Annotated in this window: 15 protein-coding genes and 1 CRISPR repeat array; of the genes, 3 read left to right on the forward strand and 12 right to left on the reverse strand. The window is 67.4% G+C overall.

Annotated features, from left to right (window positions below):
* Window positions 1–267: 267 nt before the first annotated feature.
* The 3 genes from NRB56_RS22330 (at window position 268) to NRB56_RS22340 (ending at window position 2,116) form a co-directional block, all read left to right on the forward strand.
* Window positions 268–756: a hypothetical protein gene (locus tag NRB56_RS22330; protein ID WP_153345341.1), complete on the forward strand. Its 489-nt coding sequence runs from the start codon at window positions 268–270 to the stop codon at window positions 754–756.
* Between the two features lie 180 nt (window positions 757–936).
* Complete coding sequence (locus tag NRB56_RS22335; protein WP_153345343.1) at window positions 937–1,416, forward strand: hypothetical protein; 480 nt, start codon at window positions 937–939, stop codon at window positions 1,414–1,416.
* A gap of 271 nt (window positions 1,417–1,687) precedes the next feature.
* Entirely contained in the window at window positions 1,688–2,116 is a 429-nt protein-coding gene (locus NRB56_RS22340; protein WP_153345345.1) for a hypothetical protein, read from the forward strand.
* Window positions 2,117–2,261: 145 nt separating this feature from the next.
* Window positions 2,262–3,387: direct repeats of the CRISPR family, unit length 28 nt; unit sequence GTCGGCCCCGCGCCCGCGGGGATGGTCC.
* A gap of 455 nt (window positions 3,388–3,842) precedes the next feature.
* Here the strand turns inward: NRB56_RS22340 and NRB56_RS22345 are convergent.
* The 12 genes from NRB56_RS22345 to NRB56_RS22395 all read right to left on the reverse strand — a co-directional run bounded on the left by NRB56_RS22345 (window position 3,843) and on the right by NRB56_RS22395 (window position 18,228).
* The gene (locus NRB56_RS22345) at window positions 3,843–5,126 is read right to left on the reverse strand and encodes a hypothetical protein (protein ID WP_153345347.1); all 1,284 of its coding nucleotides are present in this window, start codon (window positions 5,124–5,126) and stop codon (window positions 3,843–3,845) included.
* Window positions 5,127–5,150: 24 nt separating this feature from the next.
* Window positions 5,151–6,362 carry a hypothetical protein gene (locus tag NRB56_RS22350; RefSeq protein ID WP_153345349.1) on the reverse strand — a complete coding sequence of 404 codons (1,212 nt, stop codon included), beginning with the start codon at window positions 6,360–6,362 and terminating at the stop codon, window positions 5,151–5,153.
* 78 nt (window positions 6,363–6,440) lie between these two features.
* Entirely contained in the window at window positions 6,441–7,892 is a 1,452-nt protein-coding gene (locus NRB56_RS22355) for a hypothetical protein (protein ID WP_153345352.1), read from the reverse strand.
* Between the two features lie 85 nt (window positions 7,893–7,977).
* The gene (locus NRB56_RS22360) at window positions 7,978–8,475 is read right to left on the reverse strand and encodes a hypothetical protein (RefSeq protein ID WP_153345354.1); all 498 of its coding nucleotides are present in this window, start codon (window positions 8,473–8,475) and stop codon (window positions 7,978–7,980) included.
* Window positions 8,472–9,944: a type IV secretory system conjugative DNA transfer family protein gene (locus tag NRB56_RS22365; RefSeq protein WP_194290944.1), complete on the reverse strand. Its 1,473-nt coding sequence runs from the start codon at window positions 9,942–9,944 to the stop codon at window positions 8,472–8,474. Before NRB56_RS22365 ends, NRB56_RS22360 begins: the two co-directional genes overlap by 4 nt.
* The gene (locus NRB56_RS38420; protein WP_194290945.1) at window positions 9,941–10,444 is read right to left on the reverse strand and encodes a hypothetical protein; all 504 of its coding nucleotides are present in this window, start codon (window positions 10,442–10,444) and stop codon (window positions 9,941–9,943) included. The genes NRB56_RS22365 and NRB56_RS38420 overlap by 4 nt, the downstream gene beginning before the upstream one ends.
* A complete protein-coding gene (locus NRB56_RS22370; RefSeq protein ID WP_153345358.1) occupies window positions 10,441–11,805 on the reverse strand; it encodes an ATP/GTP-binding protein in 1,365 nt (454 codons plus the stop codon). Before NRB56_RS22370 ends, NRB56_RS38420 begins: the two co-directional genes overlap by 4 nt.
* A gap of 111 nt (window positions 11,806–11,916) precedes the next feature.
* A complete protein-coding gene (locus NRB56_RS22375; RefSeq protein WP_153345360.1) occupies window positions 11,917–13,488 on the reverse strand; it encodes an SCO6880 family protein in 1,572 nt (523 codons plus the stop codon).
* Complete coding sequence (locus tag NRB56_RS22380; protein WP_153345362.1) at window positions 13,485–15,356, reverse strand: hypothetical protein; 1,872 nt, start codon at window positions 15,354–15,356, stop codon at window positions 13,485–13,487. Before NRB56_RS22380 ends, NRB56_RS22375 begins: the two co-directional genes overlap by 4 nt.
* Window positions 15,357–15,608: 252 nt before the next feature.
* Complete coding sequence (locus NRB56_RS22385) at window positions 15,609–16,331, reverse strand: hypothetical protein (protein ID WP_153345364.1); 723 nt, start codon at window positions 16,329–16,331, stop codon at window positions 15,609–15,611.
* Between the two features lie 68 nt (window positions 16,332–16,399).
* On the reverse strand, window positions 16,400–16,882 hold the full coding sequence (locus NRB56_RS22390) for a hypothetical protein (RefSeq protein ID WP_153345366.1): 483 nt from the start codon (window positions 16,880–16,882) through the stop codon (window positions 16,400–16,402).
* Window positions 16,876–18,228, reverse strand: a complete 1,353-nt coding sequence (locus tag NRB56_RS22395) for a MinD/ParA family ATP-binding protein (protein WP_153345367.1) — start codon at window positions 18,226–18,228, stop codon at window positions 16,876–16,878. The genes NRB56_RS22390 and NRB56_RS22395 overlap by 7 nt, the downstream gene beginning before the upstream one ends.
* Between the last annotated feature and the right edge of the window lie 69 nt (window positions 18,229–18,297).

Consider the following 18,297-nt stretch of genomic DNA (forward strand, 5'->3'; position numbering starts at 1 on the left):
GGCGCACATCTCGAGGGGGGTGGGTATGGCGAACCGCTTGGTAGGAAAGCTTCTCTCTGGCAACCAAACTCGGCCGCGCACCTGCCCGGTGTGGGGTGGCCTGGTCGCACTGTGCCGCCCGGTCCGTATGTCGCCGGACAGTCGGGCGTCTGCCTTGAATTGGAGAGCGAAAACTGTTGCTGAACAGAAGATTTGGTGGCACTTGCTGGTTCTGATGCTGATGCGCCCGGCGGCGTTGCCGGCATCCGGACAGGAAGTGCCGCTCGGGTGGACGGTAGCAACGTCGAGGCGGCGGTGGGTGCGCTGATGACCTGGAATCATGCTGCGGCAGAAGCCGATCGGTATCGGACTGCATGTGGGCTCGAGGGCGTGTTCGCGCGAGGCGGTCTTGGCGTAACCGACATTGTATTGCGGGTGAGCGCAGCGATTTCGGTGGTGGCGATCCCGGAAGAACTGAGCTTGCGAATCCTTGCCCGCCTCGGGCGGGCGGCTATGGGGCAGATCGTCGGGGTACCCGACGCCTGCTATTTCTGGTTGGCGCGGCCCGCCTCCGGGTTCGACCCGGATGCAGTTGCCCCGACTCTGAGCATCCTGGACACCGAGATCCTGCCCAACGGTTCAGAGATCGCATTGCCTGGACCGCCGTCGGACACCGTGGCCGGCCGCTGGTGGGTCAGTGGAGTCCCTGCGGACTCGTACCGGATGAGTGTTGCCGCCGTCGTCGCGCACGTCCTGGACAGCGGACGGGGGCGGTGACCTGACACTGGTTTTCCATTGACCGGGTTCACCTTTCGCGCCGAATCAGGATCTCTGTATTCGCGTCCTACGTGCGGCGAAGCTCGATCGCGATGAACCGCTGTGTCCTTTCATTGCCGTTGGCCGCTGCACCGATAGCAATTCATCTGCTGCGCTTCTGAAACGCGAGGTAGGAATTTCATGAGTACTACGGGTATGCCTGGAACCGATCCGCTGATGACTCGCGCGCTCGTGGACCGCTGTCGCTTGTATCGGTCCGAGTTCGGCTTCCAGACTTCGATCGACCCGCGAAGCATGGTCATTACCATGCGGTCGCGGCAGCATTCGGGAGTGCTTGTTCCCGCGGCCTTGGGCTACCGGGCCTGGTCGCAGATGTCCTTCCCTGTGCCGGTGATCGCAGTGAAAAAGCGGGCGCTGCTGTTCGTGACCGACGGCTTCCGGCCTGAGGATCACTCCGCTGCACTGGAACTCGCGATTTTCACCCATCGGATTGTGCCGCTGTGGCCTGGAAGACAGATCATGTTGCCGACACCCGGAATCGCATCTCGAGTGTGGCTGAGATTGCCAGCAGGCGAAGGACTCCCAGTTCTGCAATCGATAATCGATGTCTTGGTGGACGTGCGACCGGTGACCCGGGCACCATCGGTCCCGGCGTGCTGATGCTGCTGGTCACAATCAGTTTGATGGCGCCGTGTGCGGTCGTGATCGGCGTCGGCTGCTGGTGGCCGGTCCGTGACGAAGCCCAGCCAACCGTCGCGACACTCAAATTCCGGCTGCTCGTCGAAGAGAGACGTCCCTGGTATGCCGACACCCCCGAGTCTCGCACGTCGACGTTACGCGCAGGACGACACCAGTGCGCGCAAGCTCGAACTTGCTGCCGACCGGCCCGAAGAGATGGCGGCGTTCACCGGACAACACAAGGATGGCGGCGATGATCCTGCCGGACAAGGATGCGGTGCTGGCGGCCTGCCGGGGATTTCCCGGCCGCCACCCGATGCTGATCGCTGCTCGCGATCTATCGGTGTGGCACGAACGGGAACGGTTCGCCACCGGCCCACTCGGAACGAACGAAATGCTTGCGCAGCGTTCGCATCTGCGATTGCAAATCGACCGCTGGGTCGCACTCCGAATGCCCACCCCGTTCGAGCGGACCCGGATCCATACGGAGGGCATGGGCCGGGTGGTGGACCGGCTCGCGATGCGCACCATTCAGGTTCGCGCGCTACTGCCGTACCCAGCCAGCGGTGCGGTCCGGGATGCGATCTCGGCGTTGGTCGAACTCTCCGAGGCGTACCAGGATCTGGCGGACGAGGTCGCTGCCGGCTTGTGTCGCCTGCCAACTGGTTACGACCCTTGGTGATAACCGCACGCAGTTCGCCAACGTGGGATGCTCGTGACGTGCTGATCTTTGCCGTTAAGCTGCTGATGCGGATCGACGCCGTGTGAGGCAAATCGAACTGAATGAAAACAGTGTGTTCTGCCAACAAACCTGCAGGTCAAAAAGTGTCGGCCCCGCGCCCGCGGGGATGGTCCTCCAGTCCGGTACGCGGTGCGCAGACAGCGTGGGTCGGCCCCGCGCCCGCGGGGATGGTCCGGAACTTCGTCGAGGTGTTCTCGATCCCGTGCGGTCGGCCCCGCGCCCGCGGGGATGGTCCGTCCGGTAGCCGGCCGCCGCGTCGCCGGGACCAGTCGGCCCCGCGCCCGCGGGGATGGTCCGATATTGCCGCTGTTCCCACCGAAAACGGTGTCGTCGGCCCCGCGCCCGCGGGGATGGTCCGCGCGGATCACGACCGGCGGCGCGAACACCCTGGTCGGCCCCGCGCCCGCGGGGATGGTCCCTGCACGCCGTCGATCACGCCGTGCAGAAGCCCGTCGGCCCCGCGCCCGCGGGGATGGTCCGTTGTGAAATGGGATGAATGGGGCATGTGGGGCGTCGGCCCCGCGCCCACGGGGATGGTCCTTCGATGACGGCGCCGATGCGCGCAGAGATCGAGTCGGCCCCGCGCCCGCGGGGATGGTCCCCAGGCCAATACGGCCATCGCGAACGCCGCGGCGTCGGCCCCGCGCCCGCGGGGATGGTCCCACGGTGGCGATGTGGTGCTTCCGGCACCCGATGTCGGCCCCGCGCCCGCGGGGATGGTCCGTTCACCGGTGTCACGCCCAGCTCGGCGGCGAGGTCGGCCCCGCGCCCGCAGGGATGGTCCTTCAACCGCGGCCAGGAATGGGTTCCGGTCCGGGTCGGCCCCGCGCCCGCGGGGATGGTCCTCCCAGGTTGCCGTCGGCGTGATCTTCGCTCCAGTCGGCCCCGCGCCCGCGGGGATGGTCCGCGCTCCGCCGACGCCACCGAGATCTTCGACCACGTCGGCCCCGTGCCCGCGGGGATGGTCCACGCATCGGCGGTCGCGGCCTGCCGCTGCTGGCGTCGGCCCCGCGCCCGCGGGGATGGTCCCTGCCGCGAGTACGGGCTGACGTTCACTCTCGGGTCGGCCCGCGCCCGCGGGGATGGTCCCATGCCGGCGCACTTCGGCCGGGTCAGGCGGTGGTCGGCCCCGCGCCCGCGGGGATGATCCGGGGCCTGACGTGGAGATCATGGGCGTCGCGGCGTCGGCCCCGCGTCCGCGGGGATGGTCCGTTGGCGATGTGAGCGCTAGACCAACAGGTCCCGTCGGCCCCGCGCGCGGAGATGGTCCGGGGGTGAAGTAATGGAGATCCACGGTCCGGGCGTCGGCCCACGCGCGCAAGGATGGTCCGCCTGATGGCCTGCGGCTGCAAATGGCACCGCGGTCGGCCCCCCGCGCGGAGGATGGTCCGTGTAGCGGAGCGACTTCTCCGGTCATGTCGACCCGCGCACGCGAAAATAATCCGTCGATCGCGGCGGCGATCATGTCGGCCAGTGAGTCGGCCCCCTGCCCGCGGGGATGGTCCGTGGCGGAGGCCGTGAAGACAGTAGCTCATGGTGTCGGTCCCGCGCCCGCGGGATGATCCGCCGCCGCGGACGAGCTCGCCGCGGGTATCGACGTCGGCCCCACGCCTGCGGGGACGGTCCGGAACGGGACTACATAGCCGGGCTGCGGGCTTGACGGACGTTACGACCGTTGCCGTGGTATGCGTCGTGCTACCGGTTGTGATTGTCGGGCTGCGCGAAATCGACGTTCAGCCGCGGACGACCTTTGTACGACAGTGATCTTGGACGAATTCTTCGTATGGCCGGTTGTTGCTGTGGGGCGATGCCGTGACGATGGATGCGATTGATCCGATAGTTTGGCTTGTTCTGATTCCGGTGCGCTTGCTGTAATTGATCGATTATGCTCACCCTTCTGGACGGGACGGCGATCTGGCTCCGATTCCTCGTTGATCGGGTCTGCTCGACTACTCGATAATTCAATGCTGCCGGCAGGCGTGGGGGATAATTGATCGAGTCCGGGGTGGCAGTCGACGCAGAGGTCGTCACGAAGTTGGCGCCATTCGCCGCATTCGGTGCATTCGGCATTGGGAACTGTTGGGGTGGTCGGTAATTGGCGCGGTGGTATGGGGGGATCGGGCTGGGTGTAGGTACGGATCCAGTGCGCGATCAGTGGTTGGTCGGTGGGGTGGGCGGCGAGGTATTCCTGGTGGTAGAGGCTGCGGTTGCGGGGTTGGTAGTGGGTGGTGAGGTATTCCATTCGGGCGTGGACGGCGTCGGTGGGGGTGTGTCCGAGGGGGAGTTCGGGGATGCCGGGGCGGTCGAGGCTGCGGCATTCGGTGCAGAGTCCGTCGTCGCCGTGACCGGTGGCGGCTTGGCCGGTGGTGCGGTCGAGGGTCGCGCGTTCGAGGCGGCAGGAGACGCAGAGGCCGGTGCTGACGGTGCGGGTGGCGTCGCGGTCGTGGTCACGGTTGCCGAGGAGGACGCCTTGGTAGGCGGTTTCGGGATCTTTTCGGGCGGTGGGGTCGAGGTCGGATTCGTATCGGTCGACGGCGTGGGTGCTGCGGTCGCCGGTGCGTTGGCTGGGGTCGGTGCGGCGGCTGGGGTCGACGGTGCGGGTTATCCGGCCGGGTTTCATCCAGGTCCGTTCCCGTTGATGGATGACCGGTGCGGGCTCGGGGATGTGCTGGCGTTCATCGGGTTTCGGGACGCAGGCTTCGATCAGGCCGCGGTGTGGTTCGTGGGCGTACCAGAGGTTGCGGAGTTTCGCGAGGGCGGCGTCGTGGGTTTTGTAGCGGAGGGTGGCGGCGATTTCGACGATGAGTGCCCAGGTGGTGTCGTCCATGGTTGCGGTGGCGCGGCGGAGTTGTTGTTTGGCGGCGCGCATGTTCTGGGCTTGGACCAGTTCGCGGACGGAGGTGAGTGCGGCGGCGAGGCGGTCGTCGGTGGTGGGGTTGTCGGTCGGCATGGATGCGCTCACCTCCGGCCGTGGTCAGGCGCGGCGGTCATGGTCGAGGCCCGATGATCGGTGCCGGGTCGGGCGCGGAGAACACGTGCGCGGGTGCCGCCGGTCGGCGATCGCGACCGGAAAGATGTTTTGCCCGTTGGGCTGGCGAAGGTCATCGGTGAGTAGATAGGGAGCGCTGTGGCGCAGACAATTCTGTAGGCTGCGAGCGACTTCGGTGAGATCGGTGTGCCGGCATCGGCCGGCGGGATCGGTGGTGGCACGGTTTCGTTGCGCTCGACCGATGTTCGACCACGCGAATTCGGTAGTAGCGTAGCGATGATGTCCTCTCAGGAGGGCATCGGTGTCGGCAGTCTGAAGATCCGCAGTGGCATCGAGCAAGTCGGCGGCACAGGCGAATTCAAAGATTTCCTCATAGAGGTCGTCGCGATGGACGCGTAGTTCCCGCCACCGGTCGGAGTACCGCGCAGCGTCCTCGCCGGCGGTGCACTCGCTGTAGTCGTCGAGCATCCGGCGGTAGGTGGCGATGTCGCGTGCCGGATCCCCGACCGGTCTCTGCGGGCGGCCGAGGACCCTGTTGATGACGGCGAGTTCGCGTTGCATGGCGCCCGGAGTGATTGCGCAGCCGTCGAACAGACTGAACTCCCGGATGTTGGGGATATCCCAGGTGGTGACTCGGGCATCGATCAGGCGAGCGCGGCTGGCAGCGGTGTATTCGGCGATCCGTCGGCAGGCGAGCCGGAAGCTGCCGGTGTAGGTGAATGTTGCGTGCGGCGAACCGGTTTCGGTCCAGACGACCAGATACAACCGTCGCTGAGCAGGTCCGGGCGTGTCGTATTGACAGGTGGTTGTCGGGCTGTGGTCTGCACTCGAAATGCGGAGGGACGGATCGCAGTCGGCCGTCAGCATCCACGATTGACGGAGACTTCGAAACGCGAATGCGTCTACCGCAGAAAGTGACTCGATCGAGCTGGCATCGCAGTCGGTCGGCCCCCGGTGATGCTGCTCGCGGATTCGGACAGCTTCGGCGAGGAAGAGCCAGCGATCGCGCCACACCGGTGAGTGGTTCTGCCATCGCTCGGCGTCGAACTGCCACGCGTCCCTCAATCGGCGCCTACGGCTTTCTTCGGTGCCCGCGTGCTCCGCGGCTCGTCGCAGTCGTCGGCATCGGGCGAAGGCTTTCCGAAAGGCACACTCGCTCTGCGGGTCAACCGCGAAACGCTCTGTGATGATGTGCATAGCTCTCCTTCCGAGAGAGGAACCTGCGAACTGCGACCATGTGCACGGCGGACGTCCGGAGCCCGGTGGCGATCTTGTTCACATTCGTCGCGCACGAGAACATGGCGGAGGTTGCCTGCGGGCCTGTTGTCGTCGTTGCAGCGGCGCGGAACCTGCAGAGTGCGAGAGGCCCGGGCCGGTGGTCCCGGGTGGGTCAGGGCGGGGCGGTGGCTGTCTCTGCGTGGCTGTCCGAGCGATCGCCGTACGGTCGCTGCTGAGCAGGTACGGGCTCTGGTCTCGGATCGTGGCGCGCAGGCTGTGGGCCGCTTGGACGACACGAACGAGATGATTTGTCTCGTAGTCGAATTCGGCTAGTGCGGTGCGCAGTTCCGGGGGTAGATCAATGTTCCCCAGTGGCTGGTGCACCCGGGCGTGGGCAGCGACGCCGTCGGGTCCGTCGATGGCGGCGATGAGGTCCCCGTAGGTCTGGAATCGGCCGAGGTGGGTGATCTGCGCGGCACGATCGAGCGCGTCGGCCGTGTAGTCCCAGCGGTCGATGTACCAGGGTTCGGTGCCGACCGGTGACATTCCGACACGAATCTCGGTGCCGGCGCCGAGGTCGAGGTGGCGCTGGATGCCTTGGCTGCGAACGGTCATGAGGTGGCGTTCGGCGATGGCGGTCAGGTCGTCCAGCCAGGGCTGGTTCTCCCAGAATGACGGGCGCGGCGGGTTGCCGTCGATCTTGTCCAGTGTCGGTGCGGCATTGTGGATGTCGGCGGCTTGGGCGTAGAGCAGGATCTGCACGCGGAGGTCGTCGCGGCGGATGATGTTCTCGACCAGCTGGTCGCTCAGGGCGGGCTCGTGGATGGCGGCGACGGTGTACTCATAGTCACCGACCAGAGCGTGGTAGGTGGCGTCGTTCAGCCAGCTCGGGCCCGGCGGCGCGCCCGGGGCGCGGAAGGTGTCGTCGATGGCCGACAGCTCGTGGTGCAGCTGCGCGCCGGTGACCGCGTGTGCTTCGAACAGTAGGTGGTCGGCACCGGTTCGGGGGTGGCTCATCGTGATGCGGGCGTCGACGAGTCCGGCGGCGTCGCGGGTGCCGGTGACGATTCGTTCGCGGGCGGTCTGAAAGCTGGTGCGCCAGATCGTGTTCGGCTCGGAGGATCCGGTATCGCACCAGGTGACCCGGTAGCCGGTCGTGGCGTTCTGCGGTCGAGTTCCGGTGGCCTGGTGGCGGCCGGTGAGCATCCGGGCTTGATTTCGATTGCGCCGGAAGAAGGGATCGTCATCGGCGTCCGAGTGGGTCGGCTCCGGTGCCGGAGGTGTGTGCAGGTAGGCGCTGGTGGTGTCAGCGAGGTGGTTCCATCGGTTCCGCCACTGGCTGGGTGCCTGCTGCCATCGTTGGGCCCGGGCGTCCACGCTGCCGGCGAGCCGGACGTACTCGTCTTCGCTGCGGGCGTTCGTGGCAGCGCGCTGCAACCGGAAGCAGAACGCGAAGTCCGCGCGCAGGCTGTTCTCCAGCTGTCGGTGATGTGGTGGGCGTTCGGGCATGCGGGTCTCCTTCCCAGCGGATGTGGATGTCGAAGTGCTGCCTCCTCCAGCGGTCGGGGTGGGGCGGTAACTGATCGCCGTCCGGCTACGGCGGGAACGGTCCGGCCGCCCGCTGCCCGGACGTCGACGTAGGTCCGAAGTGCGTCTGGGCGGCATCCGCGGAACCGTCTGTGAGGGCATCGAGTCCGGGCAGCACGGGTTGAGGTCGATGGATATAGCCGCAGGCGTGCGGCTGGCAGCCCGAGAAGTCGCTGATTCGGGTCAGCCGTTCCACGGTCGGCCACAACCACTGCGTGTGCCAGGCGGCCAGGTCCTCGCGGGGGACGTCCCGCAGTTCAGGAGCTACGTGGTAGGCGGCAGTGTGGGCGGCCATGAGCGCGGTGAGTTCCTCGACGACCGGATCGTGGCACCACCAGCAGGGCGGAACGCGGGAACCGAGTTGGTAACGATCCCGCAGCTGAGCCACCCAATCCGCCAGTTCGCCCCACAAGAGGACCCGGCCGACCGGATCGAGGTGCTGCCACGCGAACCGGCTGGGTGCCATCGCATCGGCTTCGTTCCCGGCGCCGAAAGTTCCCATCATCTGTACCGCCTCGCTGTCGGCTCGGTCTTCGTGACATCGCTGGACCGCAATGCCGCTGCGTCGGCGGAGAGTGGTTGCAGCCGTGTGCTGTTCGCGGTGGCGCCGGCCACCGCGGAGCCACCGAGAATCCGGCCGGTGGCGACGACCCGGTCGAACCATGCAGTGGAGCCGAGCACCGCGTCACGCCATGCGGCGACGTCCCAGACGCTGGGCAGCCGGAGGAGGCAGCCGGGGCTGTTGCGGTAGAGCAGTAGGGCGCAGTCGCTGTCCAGTTCGCGGATCTCGTCGGTGCGCAAGACCGTGTTGTCGTGCAGTCCCCAGGAGCGGCCCTCTTTGTGCAGTGTGGCCTCCCAGCGCCGACGTTCGCCGAGGAGCTTCGACAGTGACGACAGTTCATCGACCCCACGAAGTCCGGGCAGGATCAGCATGGCCGGCGCCGACTGCGCGAGTACCCGGCCGCCTTCGGTGCCCCAACGCATTTCGTTCTGGTCCTGGTTGTGTGCGAACGCCCAGACGGTGATCCCCTTGCCGCCGGAGTCGGTCATGATCTGCGGCAGGTCCGGTATCGGGGCGACGTTGTTCATCTCGTCGAGCACCAGCCTGATCGGCGGATCCAGCCGTTTCATCGGGGCTCGTTGTGAGGCCCGGTCGGCGACGTAGTGGACCTCGGCGGCCAGCGCGGCGACGAACGGCGCCATCGACCTGGTGGTGCCCTTCGACACCAGATACAGCGTGTTCGCCCCCGACAGCACGAACTGGTGGACGTCGAACGACTCGTGGACCGGAACATCCACGGCAGCCAGTAGTTTCGGAGAAGCGAGCGGCTCCAGTAGGCGAGCCGCCGCAGCGAGGACGTCGTCGCTGGATTCGCTGGCCGAGCCGAGAATCTGGTTGAGTTCGCTCGCCCAGCTGGGGAAGGTGAGGGCCAGCACCTCCACGGCAGCACGGTTGGTGCGGTTACCGATCCAGACCCGCACGTCGTGAATGGTGGCGTCCGACACGGCCGCGGCGTAGAGGCAGCAGCGGAGTACGGTCGCGGCTTTCTGTTCGAAATAGGCGCCGTTGCGGGTACCTTCCAGCGGCATTGCCTTGGCCAGGGCGTCCGCGCGGCGGATCGCGGTGTCGGGGTCTTTGCAGCCGGCGAGGATCGACCAGCGCACCGGGTGCGGCCAGCCGGTCAGTTGTTCCGGGTCGAACACCGCTACCTGTCCGCATGTCGCGCGCGCCCGGATCGTGGCCGCGACCAGGTCGGCTTTGGTGGTGGTCGCGAGGACGAAACCTGGTGCGTCCCAGATGCGTTGGCAGGCGATCCGCCAGGTTTTGCCGGCTCCGGTGGGGCCGTGCACGATCACTCCATCGCGATGCTGGAGATACACATGTGTTCGTGGTGCGTCGGCGAGCACTCCGATGTCGATGGTCAACTGCTGCGGCGACTTCGCGCGCCCGCGGAGAAGCGCTCGGTTTTTCATCGCCGCCACCACTTCCAGCCTCCGGTGCGGTGTCGGCTTGATCCGCGGCGGGCCAGTTCGGGGTACTCGGCGGTGGCTTTCTCGGCGGCCGAGCGTGCATCGAGTCCGCTGCGGCGCAGATCGGTGCGTCCGGCCAGCCCGTCTGTGATCCGGCGGCGTTGATAGCAGGCGGCGAGTTCGCTGCCGATGGCCAGCCCGGTGCACCAGGAGATACCCATCGCCGCCATACATATCCAGGTCAGCCACGCCGGGCCCGGGCGCGGGTCCTGTAGCCATGCCGTGGCCGGGTGAGCGGGGTCGGCGGCCAGCCGGACCATGATGGCGCCGAGTTGCGTCGGCGGCACGAGTGCCGGGCGATGCCCGGCGAGCAGGCCGGACAGCGCACCGCCTCCGATCACGGCGACGGCGATGCTGCTGATGATGTACAGGGCGAGGGCCAGTGGTGCGGGCAGGACCGGCTCGTGCCGGGCTGGGCTGGGGAGCCGAGTGCGACGGGTCATGACGAGGTCACCTCCTGGGTGTGCGGGGATGCGACGCCGGTGATGGCGGCGTCGGTATCGGTGAGCGCGATTTCGTAGGGCGAGCGAATGTGGGTGAGCAGGAACGGATCCCGGGATCCGATCTTCACCAGTGCCTGACCGCGGCCGAGTCGCATCAAGGTGTCCTCGGTGCCTTCCGGCAACCGGTACAGCCGGACGGTGTCGAGGGCATCGTCGGCGCGGGACTGCCCGAACAGCACCACGATCGACGCCTCCGCCATCAACGACCGTGCCGGCGATCCCGCAGGCTGATCGGCCGGATGGTGAAACGCAGACACTGTCGAAAGTGCCAGGCCTCGTGAAAGTTTCAGGTTCGCGCGGAAGATCTCACCGGTGGATCCGGCGGCGACATGCCAGCCCTCCTCCACGACGAGGATGGTCTGCTGGTAGCGAGACGAGCGAGCAGCGAGCCGGTTGGCCAGCCACGTGTTCGCCGCCGTCATGACCACTCGCAAGGCGGGCCCGTCGGTGGGCAGGGCGCTGACGTCGAAGTGCACCAGCGGGTGAGTATCCAGGGCATCGCGGACCGCCGGGCTGGTCGGTGCGTCGACCAGCCCACGCAGGTCGCGGTCGGCCAGCCGGAGCAACGCCAGACCGGGCTCGAGCCCCCACTCCAATGCACGCGTGGACCACCTCGGCCCGAAGTCCGCGCCGTCGGCAGGGTCGGGATCGAGCAACTGCATCGCCAAGTCTCGGATCACCGGGTCCCGGCCGGTCCCGCGTGCCGCAACGGTCACCTTAGCCAAACCGGCACCGACAGCGGCCTTTTCGCGTTCATCGAGTCGCCGTCCCATCGCATCGGTGAGAACAGCGAGCACGAGCGCCTCCTGCCCGGCGGGCACGACCCCCTCCAGACCACCCGTGTGATCGCCGCCGGTACTGATCGCCGGGTCGAGGAGGTTCAGCCGGGCACCGGTGCCACCGGTACGGAAGCGAATGCTCTGCGCGCCCAGCGACGTTGCGATCGAGGTGTATTCACCGACGCCGGCCTGCGGCTTCTTGTCGAGAACGACCACCTGGCGGCCGGCGACGAGCTGGCGCAGAACGCACACGGTCTTGATCCACGAGGACTTCCCTCGCCCGATGTCGCCGATCACGACGATGTTGATGCCGGAGGTCTCGGCGCCGTACGAGGCGAACGCGTCGACGATCTCGGCTTCCTGGCTGATCGTGTTCAGTCCGGCCAGCACCCCGTCGGTGCGGGTCCGCCGCCGATTGGTCGCCAGATTCCATGCCTCGGCCTGCCGAGTCGTCGTCCAGGCGCCCTCCGGACGCGGTTCGTACCAACCGTGCCGATCCAGCAACCGGCGACGCCGGGGCATCTGCCGCCGCGTGCCTCGCCGAGCTTCGGCCGGTGAGCCTGTCATCGGCTGGCCGAACTCGATTACGTTGCGCGATAGTCGTTTTTGTTCCGCGCGTGGCATCGGACCTCCTCAGCGGGTGTGGGGTGTGACGGCCAGTCCGCGGCCGAGCGGGAGGGTGGCGAACACCGCGACGTCGTGATCGTCTGTGGCCCAGTCGATATCAGTGATCGCGGAGTCGTGGGCTGCTTCCGTGACGCGCAGGCAGGCACGTTCGAGATCGTCGGGGTCACGGCCGGTGACCGCGATCGTCGCGGTGTAGATCGCGCCGTGGTGGCCCGAGCCGGGCATCAGATCGTGCCGTCGACGATCGGACGCCGTGGCCAGGACATCAGCGGAGCCATCGTCCAGCCGTCCCTTCTGCAGATCCTTCGCGCGACGAGCGAGGTCGCTGGTGTGGTCACCGCGAGCCGCGGCCCGGGCTCGGTGCGCGGGAACGAAGTCGATCCGGACTGCGACGGTGCGGATCGTGGGTGCCGGCGGCGTGACCTCGTCGCCGGGGTCCGCATCGACCCCGGTCAGCAACGGCGCCAACCACAATGGCCCCAGCGGGATCGGCTCGATGGCTTGTGGTCTCAGATAGCCGACCCGGGTCCGCCACCGGCCGTCCGGACCGACGGCGACATGGTCCGCGCCGCCGAGATAGCTCGGCCAGCAGGTGTCCCATGCTGTGTCCTGATGCGCGTCGATGGGGTGGGTGGGGTCGAGAAAGCTTCGGAGAACGCCGGCTAGTCGCCGATGCCCGAGGACGTCGACCCGCCCCATCTCTGCCAGCACGAGAAGCCGTACGGCGCGCTCGGTTTCGTCGCGAACCACCTGCGCGATGGCCGCGACCGCGGGCACGTTGCGCGTGCGGGCCAATCGCGTCGAGTCGGCGATCAGCGCCTCGGTCTGCGGAATTCGCAGCACCACGAACGACCGATGCTCCTCGGCCAGTGGCGCCGTGACGTCCACCAACGCGCCATACGATTCCACCGCGGGGACCAGCCGGGGATCGGTGAGGTTGCCGATGCGGCGCTCGGCCCATCGGACGTGGCCGGTCATGTCGTGGGGTACCGATCGGTGCAGTAGTTGCACGCCCCGGATGTGGGATCCGCTGCGGGCGAGCTGCGCGAGGAACACGCCGAACTCGGCCTGGCTGGCGGTGTAGGCCGCGTCGCTGCGGAGTCCGTCCGCGACGCCTTCGACCGCGAGCGTGACCGTGAAGCACGGACGTTCCCCGGGATTGGCGGAGCGCAGGATGAACATGTCGTCGAGTCCGGTTCCGGACAGATCCAAGGGGTCGGTGTTGCCGAGGGGAGGCGGCAACATCCAGCCCGGATCGTGGGCGGGGTCGCCGTAGCCGGCGTCTTCCGAGTTTCGATAGATGTGCTCGCCGCGGCGTCGCCGCGTCCAGGTCCGCAGTGCGTGTGCTCGGCGGGCTGCCATCGATGGCCGATCTCGCCATTCCATGGTCGTAACGAACACCGCCAGCAGCTCGGCGAGGGCAGCGAGGATCGCCCACGTCGCTCCGCTTCCGAGCACGTAGATCGTCAGCGCACCACCGACTGCGGCGACCCAGGTCATCAGGACCGGGCGGGACAGCCCGAGCCATGAGCGACGAGCGATTTCTCCACCCAGGATGCTGGTCCGCGGCCCGGTCATTGATTACCCCCGTCCTCGGCCTCACCAGGCGCCTGGTCGACCCCGGCCCGGGCCTTGTTCAACGCGCCACTGGCCGCTTGCGCCGCGACCGGTGTCGCGACGACCCCCGCGGTCTTCACCGCCGTCCCCAGCCGGAGCGCCGCATTCCCGGCCCGCTGGCCGGCAGCCGACTGCGGCCGGTCGCTCTGAGTTCCCCGGCTCAATGCGGCGCCGAGGTGCGCTTCGGTGGCCGACTTTCCGTCTCCGCGCCCAGCGGTACGCCACGGTGGATCTCCGGCTGCTTCATCGCCGGAGGCAGAGCCGGCACGCCGGGAAGGATCTCGGTCGCCCTGCCCGGAACCACCACCGCGACGGGTCCACCACATCGCGGTGCCGGCACCGCCGATTCCGCCGGCGAGCAGGCTGCCGGTGTTGCCGAATCCTGCGGCGTCGGAGCGGGACGGCAGCAGAGGCGCGTAGCGCAGCAGTGCCCAGGGCGCCATCCCCGCGGTCAGGAACGCAACGACGACCAGGCACAACTGGGCCAAGCTCCCCAACTGGCTCTCGGGTTCGGATGTGAGCGCCGAGTCGAGAACTCCGGTGATGCTGGCCAGCAGGAGGAACAACAGCGGTTTGCTCGCGATGACGGCAAGGAAGAGCAGCGGCGGCCGGGCGGCCTTGCGCCGCCAGGTGGGATGAACCCACATTCCGAACCCGATCCCCGACGCCACAGCCAGGATCGGTAGCGCGACTTGGTGCATCAGCAGCCCGAAGAACACGCTCAACGCACCCACCGTCAACAGGACGAAAAGCAGGAGCCCGACCAGGACACCGCCACCGAGGTCGCCGGCGGTGAGCCGCCCGGTGAACTGTTCGAGGTGCGTGATCATGTGACCGGTATCCGGGCCGGACAGCTGCGCGATCCGGTCGGTGGCCGTATCCGCGGTCTCCACCAGCAAACCGGCGAACATCGGCGCGAACAGCATCAGCACCACGCCGGCCGGCAGGTAACCGAACAGATCCCCGGCCATCGTCTTGAGCGTCTCGCCCTTCACACCGGCCCGCCAGATCGACAGCACCGTCATCAGGCCCAGGACCATCACCCCGATCCCGGTCGACAGTGCGTACCAGCGCAGGAACCACGCCGCCGCTGGATCGAAGCGACCGGTCGCGGCGAGACCGGTGAGGACACGGGAACTCAGTTGTACGGCACTGTCTTTCGAGGCGTTCGCCCAGTCGTCGATCACCGATTGGGGGTCGAGCACGAACCGGCCGGTGCTCACGGCGGTATGCCACAGCCAGCCGAATCCCGACGCCACGGCCGCCCCGCCTCGCCACAGCGGGTTGTCGGTGACCAGCTGGGACCACCACTGGCCGACGGTGATGTGCCGGTCGATCCAGTCCGCCGTCCCGATGAACAGGTGGCCAACTGCCCGGTTCCATTGCAAACACGCCGTGAGGTCGCCGGTCGCGGCGTCGGCGCGGGTGCAATCGACGAAATACGCGTGTGCGCAGTAGGCGCCGCCGGCAGCGCACGGGTCGGTCCAGGCGCGGAACGGAACGGCTCCGAATCCCTCTCCGAGCATGGCGATCTCGTGCAGTGACTGCTCGTCCGGTTTCTGCATCCAGTCGAAACCCCAGGCATTCCATGCCGGCGACTTCGCCCATGCCTTCAGGTCGTCCGCGCACGTCGGAGGGAATCGATATTCGGGATCGCCTGCCGGAAATACTCTGGGCAGCAAGTCCTTCGCCGGCTCGCGGGTCGTATCTACGGGTGTGCCGGGCAGGTTTCCGCGCGCATCAGCGCCGAGGATCGCTTTCTTCTGGTCGTCGCCGGCACTCCAGAAGGCCAGCCGGTCCTCGACCGTGAACACGGTATTCAGATACATTCCGATGTCACCGCCGCGCCGTGCGCAAGTGCCGGAGAACCACGGAGCTCTGTTGAACTCGTCAGTGCCGGAGACGTATTGGCGCAGATCGGCGGGAAAACCTTTCGGCAGCCCGTCGGCGGACGATGCCCCGATACCTGGCGACGGCGACGGAGGAGGAGCCGCAGTCGCGGCAGGGGCCAACACCCCTATCAGGGCAAAAACGCTCAGGGACAACAACACGAGGTGACTTCGCATGCGGAATTCACCTGCCTAGTCGAGGTAGAAGGTGTATTGGCCGGGCTGAACCTGATGTGCCAGAAGAGAATCCGCGCCTGGAGCCGTTACCTTCTCCGGCAGCGGGCCGACGGTACTGGTCGTGTTCTTCACTTTCCAGTCCCCGTTCTCCCAGGTCAGATCCACGAAATGGGTCGACCACGCGGTGAGGACCGATACCGGATCCCGGTCGGTGATACCTGCCCGGGAGATCGCGAGCATCCATACGGACACCCGCGCAGACAGGGCGCTGAATCCGGTCACTGTCACTGCCGCCGGTATCAAATTCACGACGCCGATGTGCTCGGCCGGCCGGTTCGCCCCAACCCGCAGGGTCGTCCGTAGGTCCGGTCCCGGATCCCGTGCGACCAGCGCCGTGGTGACCGACTCTATCGGCAGTCGGCCCTGCCCAGCCTGTGTCAGCGCTTGCAGCACATTCACCGCGGCCGTCGCCGCGCCCTGTTGGTCCTGCGAGTAGCCGATCGGCACTCCGCCGAGCGTCCGCACCGGGCCGTGGGCTACGTGAACCGACAGTCTCTGGCCGGTCGGCCGCTGATCACAGGCACGTAGCGCGAGTATTCCGGTGCCGCCCAGCAGGATTGCTGCCAGCCCGATCGCCAGCCAGCGACCGGCTGTCCACGACCGGGAGATGCTCCGACCGGTCGGCGGTGGCGCCGAATCGGGGGTGACGTCGCCGTAGTTCTTCTTCGCTGTAGCCATGTCGGACCTCCTGGTCAGGGGTGCTGTACTCGATGCCGATCGATGAAATAGCTTGTGGTTGAGTTGATTCAATGACCGCTGACGACGAACAAGATCGTGGCGATGATCGGCGAGGCGAGGCCGACCAGTCCGAGCGAGACCAGGGCGTCCTGGAGTTCTTCGCTACCTTCGGCGAGATCGTTGGCGTAGCCGCGTGATTTGGCGCGCTTCACCTTGAAGGCGCCCACGATCACCCGCACCGACGCGCCGATGACCACCAGGGCCCACAAGAAGGCGACGACCCGCTTCCACGAGGTGTCCAGCGCCCCGTCGAACAATCCGAAATCCGGTGAGATCCCATCGAGCGGGTTCGGGATTCCGGGCGCGGCCGATGCTGCCGGCGCTGTTGACATCAGTAAAGCGCCGGCCACCAGCAAAGTTGGGACAGTTCTGAGAGTCCTTCGAATCATCAGTGGCATAGTCAGTTTCGTGTTCAAAACGACCTCCTCGGTGGACGGGACGGCGTGCGCGGGATCCATCGCGGCTTCGGACAGGCTGAGGTCCGTCACCACGACGGCTCCTCGTAGTACCGCGGCGGCCCTGACCGGACGCCGTCGGCGCGATGGCGCCACCGGTAGGCGGTCAGTCGTGATTGCGTCGCAGGCCCCGGAACGGGAGACGCTGTTACCCAATCGGTTTCGGGTATGTACTCGCTCTCCAGTGGAGTGCTGTGGCAAGTGAGATTTTCGGAGGCCGCGTCGGTGACGTCGGCGGCGGCGTGGGTCCAGGCGCGTACCGTCGCTGTCGGCAACCGCGACAGTACGATTCGCTCGCCGGACGCGAGTGCCGGGTCCCACGGCACCGTTGCGACGCGGCGCACGCCGGCCGCACTCAGCGCCTCGACGCTGCGCCCAGGAAGTGGATCCCGGGCGGCTACGACGACTGCGCTGGTGGCCAGTTCGTCGTGACCGGTGTCGGCGACTCCGTCCAAGAGCCGAAGGGCGCCGACGATCACGTCGCGGCGATCGGTCACCGGCACCACCAACGCGGTAGCGTGTTCGATCGCCCACCGGAATCCCGCTGCGCGCGGGTTGTTTCCGGTATCGACGACGATCACCGATCGGTGCCGACGAAGAACCGCGAGGACAGCCGCGCATTCGTCTCGCCCGATCATGGCGCTTCCGCCGGGATCCTGGTCGGAGGCGAGGACCTCGTCCAGGCTCGGTTGCCTGTGCAGGAAACGCGCCAGCGCCGAAGCATCCGCGTTCGTGCTGCACAGCTTTCGCGCTTGGCCCAGGACGTCCCATACGGTCGCAGGGCCGTGCTCGGCGGCCGCGCGGGCGGCGAGGGTACCGGTGGACTCGTGCGCATCCCAGGCGACGACATTCCCGCCGCGGTAGCGACCGAGCAGCGCCGACAACATGATCGCCGTGGGGGTGACTCCCGACCCGCCTTTGGGATTGGCGACCACGATCATCGGTGTTCCCGGCAGCGGCTGCCGGATCCGCTCCACCGCTTGTCGAAACGCTGTCTCGGGCCCGTTCGGCCGCGGAAGCAGCTGCGCTCCGAACAGCATGTTGATCCGTCCCCGCCAGCCCCATTCGGCTGCCTCGGCTGCCGCTCCCGGTGCGTCGGCGGTCAGCAGGGCCAGCCGTGCCTCGCGGGCTCGGGCGATCTGGCGTTCGTCCGGCGGGGCGATGGTCAGGTTCGTCGCTCCGACTCCGTACGGATCCGAGGGGTCGTTGTCTTCGAAGATCTCGCTGCGGGCCGCGGCCAGATCGGTCTCCGGCTTCAGGGGGAGCTCCGGCTGCGACTCTGGCTCCGGTATCTGGCGAAGTCGCTGCCGGCGCAGATCCACCGGCCGTTCGCTGGGGGAGTCACGTCGTTCATCGGCTGCGGCGCTACCGTCGTCCGTCACGTCTGCCTCCTCGAAATCGTTTCCTGTCAGTGAATTTCGGTGCGAACTGACCGGGCCGTTCGCGCAGCG

Origin of the sequence: Nocardia aurantia (genome assembly GCF_009604425.1) — a bacterium.
Taxonomy (GTDB): Bacteria; Actinomycetota; Actinomycetes; order Mycobacteriales; family Mycobacteriaceae; genus Nocardia; species Nocardia aurantia.